This is a genomic window from Proteus sp. G2300 (assembly GCF_009915965.1).
Classification (GTDB): domain Bacteria; phylum Pseudomonadota; class Gammaproteobacteria; order Enterobacterales; family Enterobacteriaceae; genus Proteus; species Proteus vulgaris.
In genome coordinates this window covers 155,662-175,529 of record NZ_JAABNK010000005.1, presented here as the reverse complement: position 1 = coordinate 175,529, position 19,868 = coordinate 155,662, and the positions used below count along the sequence as shown (strand labels likewise).

The following is a 19,868-nucleotide window of genomic DNA, read 5'->3' as shown; positions in this document are numbered from 1 at the left end:
CAATAGAGATTATTTTCTATTGGCTTTTTATCTTTATATCTATTTTATTTTTTTGATCATTAATTTTTATATATTTAGAAATCAATTAATTCAAGTTCACTTTCTGATATCTAAAACATATATAAATACGAAAATCTCATCATTATTTGTTACGGTGAGTTTAAAAATGACAAAATTTAAAAGTGGACTAACACCTCAACTCTCTTCAATTACAAAGAAAGTTGCTTGGTTTAATATCTTTATTCAACTAGCATTTCCTATTTCAGCAACAATTCCAGCCAATGTATTTGCAAGAGAGAATAACCAAGAAAAACAGACAATTAATTTGTTAAAAAAAAAGAGCACTTATCAGGTTCAAGCAAATGACACGCCAGAATCAATTGCAAAAAAATTCAATATAAAGTTGTTTAAACTTATTGAAGCTAATCCTGATTATGTTTCTTTAGTTGGAAAATTAAAAGTAAAAGCAGGGATTACACTCAATATTCCCGATGAGTCTTTACCAACAAAAAAATGGCTTAATAATAACAATGACCAAGATACTTCTATTCCTACCACTAACGGACAAGAACTGGCTCAAATTATTGTCGATAATTCTTCTCTATTAAATAGAGACGCCGATGCAACACAATATGCAATAAGCAGAATATCCAATAAAGCAAATCAACAAATAGAACAATGGCTTAATCAATTTGGCCATGCTCGAGTATCACTTTCCACGGATAAACATTTCACTTTAGAAGGGAGTTCTGCTGATCTTCTTATTCCTGTCTATGATAGTGAGAAAAACTTAGTTTTTACTCAAACCAGTTATCACCGCAAAAATGCTCGTAGTCAATTAAATCAAGGGATTGGCTATCGTCATTTTACCGATAAATTTATGGTCGGTTTAAATGCTTTTTATGACTACGATTTGAGTCGCTATCATAGTCGATTCGGTATTGGTGCTGAGGTATGGCGAGATTACTTTAAATTAAACATAAATCACTATCATCGCTTATCCAACTGGCGTACTTCTGACGATGTGATGGATTATAATGAACGCCCAGCAAATGGTTGGGATATTAGAACGGAAGGGTATCTACCTGCTTATCCGCAATTAGGTGCTAAGCTTATTTTTGAGCAATATTACGGAAAAGAAGTTGGCTTATTTAGTAAAGATAATCGCCAAGAAAATCCGCATGCTTATACTGCTGGATTAACCTATACCCCAGTGCCATTAATTACATTTGGTGCTGAACGTCGTTTTGGATTAAATGATAATAGTGATAATAAATTTGACGTCAGTATCCAATATCGACTCGGTGAATCACTCTCTTCACAACTCAATCCTAATAATGTTCGATCAACACGTTTAATGTCAGGAAATCGCTATGATTTCGTAAATAGAAATAATGAAATTGTTTTGGAATATAAAAAGAAAACCTTAGTCTTCCTTTCCCTCACACCAACAATCAATGGTTATGCCAAAGAAGAAAAAGATTTGGGAGTACAAGTTCACTCTAAATATCCAGTTAAACAAATTGAATGGTCTGCCAGTCGTTTAATCGCTAACGGAGGTAAAATTAATCACAATAATAATCTTAATTACTCCATAATCCTTCCGCGTCATCTATCTGGTTTAACGGAAGAAAATAGCTACACAATAAACGCCGTTGCGATTGATGAACAGGGCAACCGTTCTGATCCTGTACAAAGTCACATTACGGTTGATCAATCCGCTATCAATACACAAAATAGCCAATTTACGCCTAAATCAACACAACTTCCTGCAGACAATCATTCTGTACAAAATCTCACCTTATCAATTTTCGATAATGATAAGCTTCCCGTTGATATCGATATAAAAGAACTATCACTAAAGATCCAATCCGATAATCCTATTGGCAATAGTCGAGTCTCAAATTTCAGTCGAATTGATACAGGAAAATATCAAGCAACAATAACCGCAGGAAGCACACCTGAAATTGTAACGTTAACCCCAAAATTCAGGGATAATATCTTTAATCAGGCACAGGTGACTTTTGTCGCTGATACTCATTCAGCCATTATTGCTCAAGGTGGGTTAACCGTAATTAAAAACCATGCACCCGCTGATGGTAAAAGCCAAAATAAAATTCAAGTCATCGTAACCGATATTAATACCAATAGAATTCCTAACTATCCGGTCTCTTTTACTGCAGATAATGGCGCAACGATTATTGGGCAGAAGAATACAGACTCTGAAGGTAAAATTATTGTTCCAATTACCAATATTCATATTGGTAAGAGTGAGATAGGCGTAAATGTTAATAATATTACCTATTCAACTGATGTTGATTTTATTGCCGATGCTAACTCAGCAAAAATAAATACCTTTACTATTAATCCCAATAGCTCATTCGCCAATGGGACTGATGAAAAGCTAATTACTTTTAATATCATTGATAAAAATAATAATCCTGTTTCCAATACACAAATACAACTATCAGCTGACAACCAAGCACAACTCAAAGAGACTGAACTACTGACAGACAGTCAAGGTAATGCATCAACAACCATGACCAGCAAAATATCAGGTGCGGTAACGGTCACTGCGCTGGTTAATAAAGTAACCACAAAAAAAACAACCCAATTTATTGCTGATCTCTCCAACGGTAAAATTATTTCGGTAACACCATCAACCCCACCTTATATTGCTGATGGCAATACCCCCGTAATTTTTACTGCTATCGTTAAAGATAAAAATCACAATGTAATACCTAATGCCAAGGTGATTTGGTCTACTAATCGAGATCAAAGTATCGTGGGTATTAATGAGGTATCAACGACAGATAACCAAGGTATTGCTAAAACAACAGTAACCAGTACTCACGCTTTTGATGTCATTGTAACCGCTAGACTCAGTAATGAATCATTTGATGCAAAACCGATTTCCTTTATTGCTAATAATCAACACGGTTTAATTACCTTAACAAGTAATAAAACTCAATTAGTTGCAGATAATACAGAGCAAGCGATATTAACTGCTGTAGTAAAAGATAAATTCGGGAATAAATTACCTAATGTAACCGTTAAATGGCAATCCAACGCCTCTGCAACTCTCGATAAGCAAAAGAGTGTGACTGACAATCAAGGACAAACAACCAATCAAATACGCACTAAAAAAGCAGGTGTAACCGAAATTATCGTTACACTTGAAAATAAAGAAAAAGCACAACTCGCCCTAACTGCTATTGCGAATCCTAATAGTGCTAATATTGTCCTAACGACTGAAAATAATAAAACAGAAGCGATAGCAGATAATCACGATACCATTACCTTATCAGCGCATGTTACTGATGCTGAAAATAATCCATTAATCAAACAATCTGTATTTTGGCATTCAACTCATAATACGCTTAGCACTAACATGACAAAAACAGATGATAATGGTGATGTAAAAATAGAGATAAAAGGCACTAAAGCCCTACCAACAACTGTCACAGCAATATTAGAAAATAACCAAAGTGCAACACAAAACATTCACTTCATCGCAGGCCAGGTCAAGTCATCACAAAGTACATTTTTGATTGAACCGCAATCTATTATTGCCAATGGCCAATCACTCGCCACAGGTACTATTACCCTAAAAGATACATTCGGTAATCCTGTGCCAAAACAAGAGAAATTGATAACGCTAACGGGTGATAACCCCACTATTCAATTTAGCGCCATAAAAGAAATAGATAACGGTGTTTACCAAACCTCAATCAAGGGTAAACAAGAAGGTATTAGCACCATTAACGCTAAATATACCAATATAAGTAATACATTTACTTTAGCACAACCTCTTGGTTTTATTGCTGATAAGCAAAACGCCACAATTAATGCAGTTAATGTGGTCGCACCTTTTGATGTCATCGCAAATGGTACGGATAAAGTGGTTATTCGCGCAAAAATTGTTGATAAGCAAGGTAACCCTGGCATGGAAGGAATTGCTGTGGGTTGGATAACCTCACTAGGTCGACTCTCACAACCTATCAGTAAAACCAATAAAAATGGGATAGCGGAAATTACGTTAATCAGCACACAAGCAGGTTCAGCACAAGTGACCGCAATGTTAGACAGCCAACAATCTCTCGATGCTGATCATTTGATTAATTTTAATACTGATACCATTTCTGCTGATAAATCTCAGCTATCACTTATTCCTAACACCATTATTTCTGAGGTCGAACAATCTCACATTACTTTAACGCTAAAAGATAAATACGATAATTTATTAACAGGATTAGAGAATAAAATTAGCGTTAGCTACAGCACTGATTTAACGGCAACAACGACAGCATTTAAAGAAATCTCAACGGGGGTTTATCAAGCACAAGTTAGCGCATTAAAAGCCGGCCAAACAACAATCAGTGCAAAAATAGATCGTGTAACACTCACACACACTGCATTATTAACGGTTCTGCCTAATAGTCAAACGGCAAAAGTTGATAAGTTTGTGATTAGTGATACAAAACCTCATGCGGGCGACACCATCACTTATAGTGCTTATATCAGCGATAAAAATGATAATCCTGTCAATAGTGGCGTCAACGTAACATGGACAACGGACAAAGAGAGTCTACTTGCCAAACCACTCACATTTACAGACAGCAAAGGTATTGCAGAGGTTAAGTTAACTCGTAACCCTGCGGGTATTGCTAAAGTTAACGCCATATTAATTTCAGGTCGTTACCCCGCTCCTGATGTCAATTTTGTGGCCGATGATGTGGATGAAAATCGTTCAGAAATCAACTTAATACCTGCATCAATCATTGCCAATGGTACGGATAAGACATTACTCACTTTAACGATTAAAGATAAAGGCGGTAATATTTTACCTGATCAGCAAGTTGAAGGGATCTCTAATAACCCAACGATACAATTTAGCGCGGCTAAACAAGTCTCTCCGGGCCATTATGAAATTGAAGCAACGGGGACTAAATCCGGCACAGCACAATTAAGTGTCAAAGTGAATGGTGTTGATTTCAAAAAACAAAAAACCTTGCAACTTCGTGCTGATGCAACAACATGGAAAATAAAAGCCACTAATGTAGATAGAACGACCATGATTGCTGGTGATAAAGGCGTTAATTATCAAGCAACTATTGTCGATGCTAATGACAATATATTACCTAACGTCATTGTGTCATGGAAATTACAAGGTTTAGCTGATGACTATGACTTTAGTACCTATACAGATGCTCACGGTATCGCAAGAACCAAAGTGACCAGCCATGTTGCGGGTATTTTAAAAATGAGTGCGTATCTTGATTTAAGCAATCACAAAGCGATACAAGATGTCACTGTCACTCCTGCTAATATCGATGCGAATAAATCAATCTTCAGTAGTAATCGTCAATCAATTGGTGGTGATAATAAAGATAACGCCTTAATTACTGTAAATTTAATGGATAAATACAGTAATACTATTGATGGTAAAACCGTTTCAATTAAAGCAATCAATGGTAAAGCTAACTTTAGTCATAACCCATTAAATCCATTAGGAAATGGTAATTACCAGACCACACTTACTTCGAATGTTAAAACAGATATTATTTTAACGGCTGAAGCCGATGGGATCACCATTGCAAAATCATTAACCATTAAAGTCACTATTCCTAAACCAACCATTATATTTGCTAAGCAGATCCAACAAGAAACCTATGCTTCTGCGCCAATCAATGCATTAAGTTATACGGGATTACCTAATAATATTAATGTGATGTGGTCTAGCTCAGAGCCAGCTATTGCCTCGATTGACACCAATAGTGGCAAAATCTCGATGAAAAAAGCAGGCACAGTAATCATTACACTGCAAACGTCAGGAAACGAGCAATATCAACCAGCTCAAAGTAGTTATCCTTTGGTCATTGAAAAAGCGAAACCACATCTGAAAATCATGTCTCCACTCAACATACAATCAACGTGGAATGATGGTATAACTCAAAAAATACTTACCCGATTTGATAATACAGATGCAAAAAATATCACTGTCAGTTTTTCCAGCGACAATCCTTCTATTACCACTGTAGATGATAAAGGGGTATTAAATGCCATAATGCCGGGGAAAACAAAAATAAAAGTACAAAGTGAGGCAACTGAACAATTCTTAGCAGATACTCATACTATTGATTATGAACAAAAAAAAGGAACTTTCGTTATTAATTTTGCTAATAAAAGCGTCGTATTATCAGATGATCAATTAGGTGTAAAAGTACAACAACCTGACAAACAAATTCCTCCTGAAATAAAAGCAATATGGCTTTCATCGAACCCTAATGTTGTCGCCATTAAAGATACAGGAGAAATAACAGCACTAAGTAAAGGTAAAAGCGTTATTTCATTACAGGTCTTGGAAAACCAATATTTCTTAGCCTCTCAAGGAAGCTATGAAATTGAAGTAAGAGCTATTCCTAGTGTAAAAATACTCTCAATAGCCCGTCGAGTTGATAATCAATTCCTTGATAAAGAGCTTTCTGTTTCAACACAAAAAACTATTCGCTGGACACCTATCTATGATAACGACACCATTCAAATAACTTGGAAACTAAAAGATGATGACACTGCTAGTCAAACAGCGGTAAATATTGAATTAATGATTAATGGAAAAACATATAGTAAAAATGAGAATATTCCTGATACTTCTAATTTAGAAAAAACAACCACGTTTCACGCTGAAAAAAGCTTCTTCGATAAAGGTGCAAAAATAGAGATCAAAGCGATTGCATTCGATTGGGGAAATAGTAATAAAGAGTACCCTGAGTTTTATCCATTAAAAGTAGAACCTGTTACTCCACAATTTATGGAATATAGTTTTGATGGACACATCAATTTTGTTGAAACAAGTAATAACGGTAAGTTGACGAGTTCATGTCGGACATTAGCCACAGAGCCCATGACTCATGTTATGGCTGTTCCAGTAACGTCAATCGGATTCGGAACGAATAAACTCTTATATCCTGTACATATTTCTCATAGGCTTGTTAATATTCAAGGTGATTCCAGTCGAAATGAAGTAGATTATAAAGATAGCACTAGTTATTCTTCTTCTATTCATAATGATTCCAAAGCTGACACCTATCCTTCACTCGCAATGAAAGAAGATTGTTATCAACGTCCCATAGGCGCCCCTGATTCAGGCTCAGCAACATTAATCACCGAAATGGAGATCTATGGTGTGAAAAAAGAATTCCAACAAGCTGTTACTTGGGAAGGTTCAGGTAGCGCACAAGGCAATAATGTCCATGTAATTTATAATAAATCAATACGTTAGACAGTTAACTTATTAAAAAAATAGGCTTTTATTAACACCCATAAAAATTAAATATTATGGGTGTTTTCTTTTTATTATCAGCCATTTTTAAATGACAAAATAAAAAATCCTGAATAGACGTTTCCTTCTATTCAGGATCATAATTAAAACGACAAACAAACTTAAGCGTTGCTTATCTTTTTATGCATTTCTTGAACGGAAATAACACTCGCCGTCGGATCTGCCGTTAATGACAGCGTAGTCGCAAATCCACCATTTAACGTTGTGTCATAATGGACTTTATATCTTAATGCACTACGACGAATAATCTTAGAATCTTCAATAGCTTGGCGACCCGAAGTTGTATTAACAATATAGTCATATTCACCATTTTTAATTCTATCTTCAATATGCGGTCGCCCTTCATGAACTTTATTCACTAAACGTGGATTTATTCCCGCTTCACCTAATACAATGGCTGTACCGTGTGTCGCATCTAATTCGAACCCACTTTTTAGCAATTTAGTGGCTAAATCAACAACACGCTTTTTATCACCTTCGCGCACAGAGAGAAGTGCTCTACCTTTTTTCTTCATCGTAGAGCTACTGCCTAACATCGCTTTAGCAAAAGCTTGAGCAAAGGTTGCTCCGACTCCCATTACTTCGCCAGTTGAACGCATTTCCGGCCCTAAAATAGGATCAACACCTGCAAACTTATTGAAAGGTAAAACCACTTCTTTTACAGAGTAATAAGGGGGAATAACTTCTTTTGTTATCCCTTGCTCTTCAAGGCTTTGTCCTATCATGACACGTGCAGCGACTTTGGCTAATGGCACACCAGTGGCTTTTGACACAAAAGGCACTGTGCGAGCCGCTCGAGGATTAACTTCGATAAGATAAACATCATCACCTTTTACCGCAAATTGTGCATTCATCAGCCCTTTTACACCTAATTCAAAAGCAAGCTCACGAACTTGTTTACGCATCACATCTTGAATTTCTTTGCTTAAGGTATACGCAGGTAATGAACAAGCTGAATCACCGGAGTGAACACCTGCTTGTTCGATATGTTCCATAATACCGCCAATCACGACTTGTTTACCGTCACAAATTGCATCAATATCAACTTCAATCGCATCATCTAGAAAACGGTCTAATAATACAGGGGCATCGTTTGACACACTGACGGCAGTTTGGAAATAACGACGTAAATCAACTTCATCATAAACAATTTCCATGGCACGTCCACCAAGCACATAAGAAGGACGAACCACCAGCGGATAGCCAATTAATTGCGCTTTTTCTACCGCCTCTTCTAAAGCGGTCACAGTGGTATTTTCAGGCTGTTTTAGCCCTAATTTATCAACCGCTTTTTGGAAACGCTCACGATCTTCGGCTTTATCGATTGCATCAGGCGTTGTGCCAATGACTGGCACACCTTCAGCTTCTAACGCTCTTGCTAATTTTAACGGTGTTTGACCACCATATTGCACGATAACCCCTTTCGGTTTTTCGATACGCACAATTTCAAGCACATCTTCTAATGTGACAGGTTCGAAATAGAGTCTGTCAGAGGTGTCATAATCCGTTGAAACCGTTTCAGGATTACAGTTCACCATAATGGTTTCGTAACCGTCTTCACGTAGTGCAAGCGCCGCATGAACACAACAATAATCAAATTCAATCCCTTGACCTATACGATTGGGCCCACCGCCTAAGATCATCACTTTGGGTTTATTTTGATGTGGATTTGCCTCGCACTCTTCTTCATAAGTCGAGTACATATAAGCCGTATCAGTTGCAAATTCTGCCGCACAAGTATCAACACGTTTATAGACTGGATGTAGCTGATATTGCTCACGTAATTGGCGAATAGCATATTCTTTTACGTTAAGTATTTTAGCTAAACGCGCATCGGCAAAACCTTTACGCTTTAATTGACGTAAAAAATCAGCACTTAATCCTTTTATACCAACTTCACTGACTTTTTCTTCCAGACGAACGATTTCTTCAATTTGAACTAAGAACCAGCGATCAATATTGGTGAGATTAAAGACACCATCAACAGATAATCCAGCGCGGAAAGCATCTGCGATATACCAAATTCTGTCTGAACCTGCTTCTTTTAACTCTCGACGAATTTTGGTTAATGCTTCAGGGTCGTCTAAATCGACTTTGGGATCAAAACCAGTAGCACCAACTTCAAGACCTCGTAACGCTTTTTGCATAGATTCTTGTAGCGTTCTACCAATTGCCATCACTTCGCCAACAGATTTCATTTGCGTTGTTAGTCTGTCATTTGTTCCTGCAAATTTTTCAAAGTTAAAGCGAGGGATTTTTGTCACAACATAGTCGATTGAAGGCTCGAAAGAGGCAGGTGTTCTTCCTCCTGTGATATCATTCATCAGCTCATCAAGGGTATAACCTACCGCTAATTTTGCGGCAACTTTAGCAATCGGAAAGCCGGTTGCTTTGGATGCCAAGGCAGAAGAGCGTGAGACACGAGGATTCATTTCAATAACAATCAAACGCCCTGTTTTAGGATCAACAGCAAACTGAACGTTAGAGCCACCAGTTTCAACACCTATCTCACGTAATACTGCCATCGAGGCGTTACGCATAATTTGATATTCTTTGTCGGTAAGTGTTTGTGCTGGTGCAACAGTAATGGAGTCGCCCGTATGAATTCCCATTGCATCGAAGTTTTCGATAGAACAGACGATAATGCAGTTGTCGTTTTTATCACGCACGACTTCCATTTCGTACTCTTTCCAACCAATCAGTGATTCATCAATTAATAGTTCATTGGTTGGTGATAAATCTAAACCGCGAATACAGATTTCTTCAAATTCTTCGCGATTATAGGCAATACCACCACCGGTTCCTCCCATCGTGAATGAAGGACGAATGATACAAGGAAAACCAACCTGTTGTGCGACCGCAAACGCTTCATCAAGGTTATGTGCAATACCTGAACGCGCTGTATCTAAGCCTATTTTCTTCATCGCTTTATCAAAGCGTTGTCTATCTTCTGCTTTATCAATTGCATCGGCTGTTGCCCCAATCATGGTGACACCAAATTCAGCTAAAACGCCTTGGCGCTCTAATTCTAAAGCACAGTTCAGTGCTGTTTGCCCGCCCATTGTCGGTAGTACCGCATCGGGACGTTCTTTTTCGATAATTTTTCTCACAACTTGCCAGTGAATAGGCTCGATGTACGTTGCATCAGCCATCTCAGGATCGGTCATAATGGTTGCAGGGTTTGAATTTACCAAAACAACTCGATATCCCTCTTCACGTAAAGCTTTACATGCTTGAGCGCCTGAATAGTCAAATTCACACGCTTGTCCGATAACAATCGGTCCAGCACCTAAAATCAGGATTGTTTTGATATCTGTTCTTTTAGCCATTTTCTTTCGCTCCTGATTTATTTTGTTGTTACTGATTGCAGGTTTTGACGATATTGCGCGATTAGCTCGATAAAGTGATCAAAAAGAGGTGCGGCATCATGTGGCCCAGGGCTGGCTTCTGGATGGCCTTGGAAACTGAACGCAGGTTTATCTGTACGATGAATACCTTGCAAAGAACCATCAAATAGAGACTTATGTGTCACACGTAAATTGGCAGGAAGTGAAGTTTCATCAACGGCAAATCCATGATTCTGTGCTGTGATCATCACGGTATTTTTATCTAAATCTTTTACAGGATGGTTACCACCATGATGCCCAAATTTCATTTTGATGGTTTTTGCACCGCTAGCTAACGCTAAAAGCTGATGACCTAAACAGATACCAAAGAGAGGAATATCGGTTGTTAAAAACGTTTGAATGGCGTTAATGGCATATTCACAGGGCTCTGGATCCCCGGGGCCATTTGAAAGAAAAATACCATCAGGTGAAAGCGCTAAAATATCGTGTGCTGATGTCTGTGCTGGTACAACGGTGACTCGGCACCCCCTATCCACCAGCATACGTAAAATATTACGTTTCACACCAAAATCATATGCCACAATGTGCAATGGCAATTCATTCGCTGATTTAGCTTTGGGTAATTCACTCTCTAGTGTCCAACTTCCTTGAGTCCACTGATAAGGCTGTTTAACGGTTACTGTTTTGGCTAAATCCATTCCTTTTAAACCCGGAAATGATTTAGCCTTTTCGAGCGCAACATGGGTATCTAGGCAATCCCCTGCGATAATACAGCCATTTTGTGCGCCTTTTTCTCTCAATAAGCGCGTTAGCTTACGTGTATCAATATCTGCAATTGCAACGATATTATGGCGTTTAAGATAATCAGATAATGTTTCTTGTGCACGATAATTGCTCATCACTAATGGTAAATCACGAATAATTAAGCCTTGAGCATGGATGGTTTCTGATTCTTCATCTGAATGATTAACGCCGGTGTTGCCAATGTGGGGATAGGTGAGAGTAACAATTTGTTGGGAGTAAGACGGGTCGGTTAATATTTCTTGATAACCAGTCATTGAAGTATTAAAAACGACTTCACCGATGGCGGCGCCTTCTGCGCCAATCGACTTGCCGTGGAATTCGGTCCCATCTTCTAGAACCAGTATAGCTGATTTAATCAAAACGCCCTCCAGAGAATAATAAATCACATTTCATGCATATTAATTCAGATTTAAGCCTCTAAATCAATGCCAAAAACATAAAATTGGGCAAATTTTTGGCAAATTGGGCGCATTCTAAAGATCCCTTAGGCAGATGTCTAGAAAAAACACCTTTTTAATTAAAAAAACATCAACCATTAGCAATCTAATCAACCAAGTGACAATTAATATAACAAATCTTACGAATTTAACCGTTTGCTTACTAAGATAATTTAAAAATGAGACTTTAAAAGGAAATACAGCAGAATACTGTCTACTTTTAGAAAAAAAACAGGAAAAAGCAAGGGATAAACAAGAAAAACAAGAAAGAAGAGAAAAAAATAATCAACAAAAGAAAAAAACTCATAGTTAAAAAAATAACCATGAGCTTTCAATATATTACAAATAACAATAAATCATAAATCCTCTAAAGAAAGCACATCTTTCATATTATAAAGACCTGATTTTTTAGAACTTAGCCAAATAGCCGCCTTTACTGCGCCATTTGCAAATGTCATTCGACTAGAAGCCTTATGGCTTATCTCGACGCGTTCGCCAATATCAGCAAAAATCGCGGTGTGTTCACCCACAATATCCCCCGCACGAATGGTAGCAAAACCAATACTTTGGGGATCACGCTCTCCTGTATACCCTACTCGCTCATAGACAGCGCATTTTTTAAGATCACGGCCTAATGCATCGGCAATAGATTCACCCATTGCTAATGCAGTGCCTGATGGAGCATCAACCTTATGGCGATGATGTGCTTCTACAATTTCAATATCACTGTAGGTTCCCATCACTTTAGCCGCCTTTTCAAGTAATTTAAGCACTAAATTAACACCAACACTAAAGTTGGCAGCAAACACGATGGGGATAATTTTTGCTGCATCATCTATGGCTTTTTTACCTTCATCATCAAAGCCTGTCGTGCCAATAATCATGCCTTTTTGTTGTTCCACACAAAACTCAATATGTGAAAGAGTGCCTTCTGGGCGTGTAAAATCAATTAATACATCAAATGCATGCGCTTGTGCTAATAGGTTATCGGATACTGTGACACCAATATGACCAATGCCAGCCAATTCACCCGCATCCGAGCCAATCAATGAAGAATTTGTACGCTCAAAAGCAGCACCTAGCACGGTTCCTTCTTGTTGAGAAATTGCCTGAATTAATTGGCGTCCCATGCGTCCACCTGCACCCACAACAGCAAGACGAAGTTCTTTTGCAGACATAACTAAATTTCTCCTTAACAATACTTATGATCTCTATTTATTGTTTACAGATTAGCGATGTCATCCGTTTGATGCCAGCATTTAACGTTCCAGATAAGAAAAACACACCAAATCGTACTAATTATCAGTAAAAGAGATGAGTAGCATGATTATTCATTTAACTTTAGGTATAAAAAAAGCAGAGATTTCAACTCTGCTTTTAAAAAACTCTCTTTTTATATGCCTTATTCAATAACTTTATAATCGAGTCGAAGCTCTTTAGGCACTTCAAAAACAATGTTTTCTTCTCGTCCTGATAATTCGATGACTTCATCAGCACCAAAGCTTTTTAAACGCTCTAACACCTGCTGTACTAAAATATCAGGCGCAGAAGCCCCCGCGGTCACTCCGACAATATTAACATCAGTCACCCATGACTCATCAATATCTTCAAAACTATCGATAAGATAAGACGGTTTCCCTGCACGCTGTGCCAATTCTGCTAAGCGGTTTGAATTCGATGAGTTCTTAGAACCAACAACAAAAACAACATCGGCTTTTTCAGCAAGTTCTCTTGCCGCTTCTTGGCGATTCGTTGTTGCATAACAAATATCGTCTTTACGAGGTCCAATAATTTTGGGAAAACGCGTATTTAAAGCATCAATCACTTCAGATGTATCATCTACAGAAAGTGTTGTTTGTGTCATAAAGCAAAGATTGTCTTCATCTTTGACTTCTAATTTCCAGACATCCGCAGGCGATTCAACTAAATACATCCCCCCTTCAGGGTTACTATATTGCCCCATTGTACCTTCAACTTCGGGATGTCCAGCATGACCGATTAAAATCGCCTCTTTACCTTTACGACTCGCTCTTGCCACTTCCATATGAACTTTAGTCACGAGTGGGCAAGTGGCATCAAAAAGCATCGTTAAATTACGCGAGCGAGCTTCTTGGCGAATGGCTTGAGAAACACCATGAGCTGAAAAAATTAAAATCGCGTTATCAGGCACTTCTGAAATTTCTTCAATAAAAATAGCGCCACGTTCACGTAAATCGTTAACCACATAACGGTTATGAACTACTTCGTGACGAACATAAATAGGTGCGCCATAGATTTCCAGAGCACGGTCAACAATGCTGATAGCTCGGTCAACTCCCGCACAAAAGCCTCGTGGGTTAGCCAGCAATATTTGCATGTGTTGTTTCCTCCTCAGGATCGATACTGACCACTTCAATATCAAATGTCACTTCTTCTGACGCTAACGGATGATTAAAATCGACAGTGACGGAATCTTCAGTGACATCTCTTACAATGCCCGGCATTTCACTGCCATTCATTGCTGTAAATAGCATGATAGTGCCCGCCTCAGGCACACCAGATTCTGCAAAGTCAGAAGGCATAAAGTATTGGATCAAGTCAGGATTATATTTACCAAAAAGATGTTCACCTGCAAGCGTAAAGGTTTTTTTATCTCCCGTTGATAACCCCAATAATTCAGCTTCTAAGGCTGGCGATAAACTTTCATCACCTAAACGAAAAAGAGCGGGTTTACCATGTGCTTGTGTAGATTCAGCAACAGAGCCATCGGCTAATTTTAAAGTGAAATTCAACAATACTGCGCTGTTGTTGAGTACCTGCATAACCATACTAATACCTTCTATTAAGCGTAACCCCCGCCATAAGGCAGGGGTTATTTTAGTTAACTCATTGTCTGATTACTTTTGCTTTTTTGTATCTTGCGGGCTGACATTTTTATCAGGGAAAAAGCTTTCAATGATAATAAGCCCAGCACCAATACAAATCCCCATATCAGCAATATTAAAAGTGGGCCAATGCCAATCTCCGACATAAACATCAAGGAAATCGATAACAAACCCGTGGATCAGACGATCAGAAAGATTACCCAATGCTCCGCCAATAATAAGCGCATAAGCAATGTTACTTAGTCTGGCACTCGCTTTATTTTTATACATCATCACTAATAAAGTAATGCAGATTGCTAATGCAATCAGTGCAAAAAACCAACGTTGCCATCCCCCTTTATCCGCTAAAAAGCTAAAGGCAGCACCATAATTATGTGCGTAAGTGAAGTTGAAAAAAGGCATTACGGCAACAGATTCATACAGACGAAATGTCTGCATGAAATACTGTTTCGTACCTAAATCCAACACCACTACAGCGATCGCTAGCCATAACCAGCGTAAACCTGTAGAGCAAAGTGTTTTCTTCATTAATTAAGCAAACTTACGTTCTTCACCGTTACCGGCTACGTTAGTAACACAGCGTCCACATAACTCAGCGTGTTCCGCTACTTGACCGATATCTGTTGCATAGTGCCAGCAACGAGGACATTTTTCACCATCGGCTTTGTTAAAGGCGATTTTTAAACCCGCCATATCAGACACTAATGCTGTTGCTGGTGCATCATTAATATCTGCGACTGTCGCTTGAGATGTTAATAAAACAAAACGCAGTTCATTACCTAATGCATTTAATTTATCTGCCAATTCTTTATCTGCATACAGTGTGACGGATGCTTCTAAAGAGCCACGCAGTTGTTTATCTGTACGCGCTTGCTCTAATACCTTATTGACTTCACCACGAACGGCCAGTAATTCAGCCCAGTAATCATCATTTAAGGTTTCGGATGCATCTAAACCAAATAAATCGGTATACCACTCTTCAGTTAAAACGTATTTTGCACGTTCACCTGGCAGTTCATTCCAGATCTCATCAGCAGTGAATGACATAACTGGCGCCATCCAACGGACTAATGCTTCAATGATGTGGAATAATGCTGTTTGGCAACTACGACGCGCAACGCTATCGCTTTTCGCGGTGTATTGTCTGTCTTTGATGATATCTAAGTAGAAAGAGCCCATTTCCACTGAACAGAACTGCATTAAGCGCTGAATAACATTATGGAAATCGTAATTTTCATAATGTTTTAGGATATCCGCTTGTGCTGCTTTCGCACGACCTACAGCCCATCGATCAAGTGTCACCATCTCTTCTGGCTTAACTTGGTGTTTTGCAGGATCAAAACCGTTTAAGTTCGCTAAGAAGAAACGTGCAGTATTACGAATACGACGATAAGTATCCGCCGCACGTTTTAAGATTTCATCTGAAACGGCAATTTCACCCGTATAATCTGTTGATGCAACCCATAAACGTAAGATATCAGCACCTAATTTATCCATCACATCTTGTGGACTAACAGTATTACCAATAGATTTGGACATTTTACGGCCTTGTCCATCTACGGTAAAACCGTGTGTTAACACTTCACGGTAAGGCGCTTTGCCTTTAATTGCGGTTGATATCATCAGTGAAGACATAAACCAGCCACGATGCTGGTCAGAGCCTTCTAAATACATGTCAGCAGAATTACCATGGAATTCAGGGCGATCATCGACAACAGTTGAGTGTGTTGATCCTGAATCAAACCAAACATCCAGTGTGTCTGGTGTTTTCATGTAATCGTCAGCTTCATCACCCAGCACTTCGCGGATATCTAAATCCCACCATGCTTGAATCCCACTCACTTCAACACGTTTTGCAACTTCTTCCATCAACTCTAAAGTACGTGGATGTGGCTCTTGAGTCTCTTTGTGGACAAACAGAGACATTGGCGTCCCCCAAGTCCGTTGACGAGAAATACACCAGTCTGGACGGTTCTCAACCATTGATTCAATACGTGCTTGGCCCCAATCAGGGATCCATTTAACACCTTTGATCTCTTTTAATGACTGTTGACGTAACCCGTTTTTATCCATACCAATAAACCATTGTGGTGTTGCACGGAAAATAACTGGAGTTTTATGTCTCCAACAGCAAGGATAACTGTGCTGCAACGCTTCATGATGTAACAGAGCGCCTTTTTCTTTTAGCAATTCAACAATGACATCATTTGCTTTAAAAACAAAAACGCCATCTAATGTTGGATAAGTGCCAGGTAAATAACAACCATTTGGCCCAACTGGGTTTGCAACTTCTAAACCGTATTTTTGGCCAACCACGAAGTCATCAGGACCATGGCCTGGTGCAGTATGTACCGCACCAGTACCCGCTTCTAAAGTAACGTGATCACCTAAAATAGCAGGTACATCAAAGCCCATAAATGGATGATTAAAGCGCAACAGTTCTAGATCTGTACCTTTACATTCACCTAAAACAGCCCAGCCAGTTACGCCAATACGCTTCATTACGCCTTCAACAAGATCAGCCGCCAAAATCACGCATTCATCATTAAAAGAGACTAAGGCATAATTAAACTCTGCATTTAATGCGATAGCGCGGTTAGCAGGTAATGTCCAAGGCGTTGTTGTCCAGATAACCAAAGAAATTGGTTTATCTGTTGCTGAACCAAATTTAGCAGCAACGGCTTTTGAATCTACGGCGGTGAAACGCACATCGATAGAAGGGGATGTTTTGTCGTAATATTCAACTTCGGCTTCTGCCAGTGATGAACCACACGCCGTACACCAGTGAACAGGTTTCGCCCCTTTTAACAAGTGACCATTTGCGATAATACGCGCTAATGCACGGATAGTATTCGCTTCGGTTTTATAATCCATTGTAAGATAAGGTTTTTCCCAATCCCCTAGAACACCTAAACGAATAAAATCTTTTTTCTGTGCTTCGATTTGCTCGTAAGCGTATTTACGACATTCCTCGCGGAATTGTGCTGCCGATATTTTTTCTCCTGGTTTACCTACGATTTGTTCAACTTTTAGTTCGATAGGTAATCCGTGACAATCCCATCCTGGAATGTACGGAGAGTCAAAGCCTGACAGCCCTTTGGATTTAATAATAATATCTTTGAGAATTTTGTTTACTGAGTGACCAATATGAATATTGCCGTTGGCGTATGGAGGGCCATCATGCAAAATAAATGTTTTTTTACCACTTTTAGCCTGACGAATAGCTTGATACAAACCTTCTTTGTACCAACGTGATAACATCTCTGGTTCGCGCTTTGCTAAATCCCCGCGCATAGGGAACCCTGTTTCTGGTAAGTTCAGGGTATTTTTATAGTCACTCATTCGATTCTCAGTTCCAATTTTCCGCTAGTTTATGACTCCGACCGCTGTGATAAAAAATCCCTAGCAGTAGCCACATCATCTGCGATTTGCTGCTTCAATGCATCCAATGATGCAAATCGCTGTTCATTACGTAATTTCTTTCGTAACACAACATCAATACAACGTCCATATAAATCCATATTAACGTCGATTAAATGAACTTCTAATTGTACGCCCTTCCCTTTTACAGTTGGGCGACTTCCGATATTTGCCACACCAGGCAAAGGCAATTGATTATCTGATAAATAGACATCAACGGCATAAACACCTTTCACTGGTGCAACCAAGCGCTTCATTGGAATATTGGCTGTCGGAAAACCAATAGTTCTACCCAATTCATTACCATGAACAACTCGTCCACAAACACTGTAAGGGTGTCCAAGAAGTGATTCAGCAAGCACTAAATCATCATTGAGTAACGCTTCTCGTACCGCGGTGCTACTGATACGTAATCCTTTATCGCAATAACTTTCTGTATTCGCGACGTCAAATCCATACCGAACGCCCGCTTGTTGCAAAAAGTGGAAATCACCTTCACGATGTTTGCCAAAGCGAAAGTCATCACCAATAGCAAGAAACTTCACCCCTAATTTATTGACCAGCAGGGATGAAACAAACTCTTCAGGTGTTTGTGCAGCAAACTGTTTATCAAATTTGACACACAAAAGGTAGTCAATACCACATTCAGCCAAATACTTTATCTTGTCTCGCAAACGAGTCAGACGTGCTGGCGCCTTTTCTGGTAAAAAGAACTCAAGTGGCTGAGGCTCAAATGTCATCACAACCGTGGGTAACCCTCGTTGTGAAGCTTCTTGCTTCAAATGTTTCAATAATGCCTGATGGCCTCGATGGACACCATCAAAATTCCCAATCGTCAGAACGCAACCATGATGTAGCGCTCTAATATTCTGTATACCGCGAATTAGCTCCATAACTGGCTCAATACCGTGGAAATTATTGGATTATACCTTGTCAAAGGCTTGAGAGTAACCCAATATATCAATGTTTATTGATGAGTAATATCTCAACGAGTCGATTCACTGTTATTCTTAAATGTGACTACTCACATCAAACAAAAATGGACTATCACTCACTTCTTGGTTATAAAATCGCATAAAATCAATCGTAGATCCTATTAGAATCTATTATTTATTACTCATATACACGATTTTGATGATTTTTTCACTCAAAGGACTGTATTCTACCCGTCTTAACTGATAAAATCTTGCGCCATCACAACGAAACAAGTGTCGCGTACAACGACGCTAATTTTGTATAAATCCATTGACAAACTTAGGTTGAAAAGGCATATTCCTTCACCTTTGTATTTGTCCTCGCTAGAATATATTTGGGAGTTGGAACTTGGCTAATATCAAATCAGCTAAGAAACGTGCGGTTCAGTCTGAAAAGCGTCGTCAGCACAACGCAAGCCGTCGTTCTATGATGCGTACTTACATTAAAAAAGTATACGTAGCAGTTGCTTCAGGTGATAAAGAAGCAGCACAAAAAGCATTTAATGACATGCAACCAATTGTTGACCGTCAGGCAACTAAAGGCTTAATTCATAAGAATAAAGCTGCACGTCATAAAGCTAATCTGCAAGCACAAATCAAAGCAATGTAATATTGCTTTCTTGTGTTATAAAAAACCGGCTTAAGCCGGTTTTTTATTTTCTCCCTTTGAACTGCAACCC

At 38.8% G+C, this 19,868-nt stretch carries 10 protein-coding genes; 2 read left to right on the top strand and 8 right to left on the bottom strand.

The window, feature by feature from the left end; all coding sequences use genetic code 11:
- Positions 1–166 precede the first annotated feature (166 nt).
- Positions 167–7,282 carry an Ig-like domain-containing protein gene (locus tag GWI97_RS03080; protein WP_161751837.1) on the top strand — a complete coding sequence of 2,372 codons (7,116 nt, stop codon included), beginning with the start codon at positions 167–169 and terminating at the stop codon, positions 7,280–7,282.
- 161 nt (positions 7,283–7,443) lie between these two features.
- On the opposite strand, the gene carB is transcribed toward GWI97_RS03080, so the two are convergent.
- The 8 genes from carB to ribF form a co-directional block, all read right to left on the bottom strand.
- A complete protein-coding gene (gene carB / locus GWI97_RS03075; protein WP_036932968.1) occupies positions 7,444–10,671 on the bottom strand; it encodes a carbamoyl-phosphate synthase large subunit in 3,228 nt (1,075 codons plus the stop codon).
- Positions 10,672–10,688: 17 nt separating this feature from the next.
- Positions 10,689–11,852, bottom strand: coding sequence for a glutamine-hydrolyzing carbamoyl-phosphate synthase small subunit (carA, locus tag GWI97_RS03070; RefSeq protein ID WP_036932969.1), 1,164 nt, complete (start codon positions 11,850–11,852; stop codon positions 10,689–10,691).
- A 434-nt stretch (positions 11,853–12,286) separates the two neighbouring features.
- Positions 12,287–13,108 carry a 4-hydroxy-tetrahydrodipicolinate reductase gene (gene dapB, locus GWI97_RS03065; protein WP_036932970.1) on the bottom strand — a complete coding sequence of 274 codons (822 nt, stop codon included), beginning with the start codon at positions 13,106–13,108 and terminating at the stop codon, positions 12,287–12,289.
- A gap of 224 nt (positions 13,109–13,332) precedes the next feature.
- Positions 13,333–14,286, bottom strand: coding sequence for a 4-hydroxy-3-methylbut-2-enyl diphosphate reductase (ispH, locus tag GWI97_RS03060; protein ID WP_036932971.1), 954 nt, complete (start codon positions 14,284–14,286; stop codon positions 13,333–13,335).
- The gene (fkpB, locus tag GWI97_RS03055) at positions 14,267–14,737 is read right to left on the bottom strand and encodes an FKBP-type peptidyl-prolyl cis-trans isomerase (protein WP_036932972.1); all 471 of its coding nucleotides are present in this window, start codon (positions 14,735–14,737) and stop codon (positions 14,267–14,269) included. The genes ispH and fkpB overlap by 20 nt, the downstream gene beginning before the upstream one ends.
- Positions 14,738–14,806: 69 nt before the next feature.
- On the bottom strand, positions 14,807–15,322 hold the full coding sequence (lspA, locus tag GWI97_RS03050) for a signal peptidase II (protein ID WP_036932973.1): 516 nt from the start codon (positions 15,320–15,322) through the stop codon (positions 14,807–14,809).
- 3 nt (positions 15,323–15,325) lie between these two features.
- The gene (gene ileS, locus GWI97_RS03045; protein ID WP_036932974.1) at positions 15,326–18,136 is read right to left on the bottom strand and encodes an isoleucine--tRNA ligase; all 2,811 of its coding nucleotides are present in this window, start codon (positions 18,134–18,136) and stop codon (positions 15,326–15,328) included.
- 29 nt (positions 18,137–18,165) lie between these two features.
- Positions 18,166–19,107, bottom strand: coding sequence for a bifunctional riboflavin kinase/FAD synthetase (gene ribF, locus GWI97_RS03040; RefSeq protein ID WP_036932976.1), 942 nt, complete (start codon positions 19,105–19,107; stop codon positions 18,166–18,168).
- Positions 19,108–19,537: 430 nt separating this feature from the next.
- On the opposite strand from ribF, the gene rpsT reads away from it, so the two are divergent.
- Positions 19,538–19,798, top strand: a complete 261-nt coding sequence (gene rpsT, locus GWI97_RS03035; protein ID WP_161751836.1) for a 30S ribosomal protein S20 — start codon at positions 19,538–19,540, stop codon at positions 19,796–19,798.
- Positions 19,799–19,868: the final 70 nt, after the last annotated feature.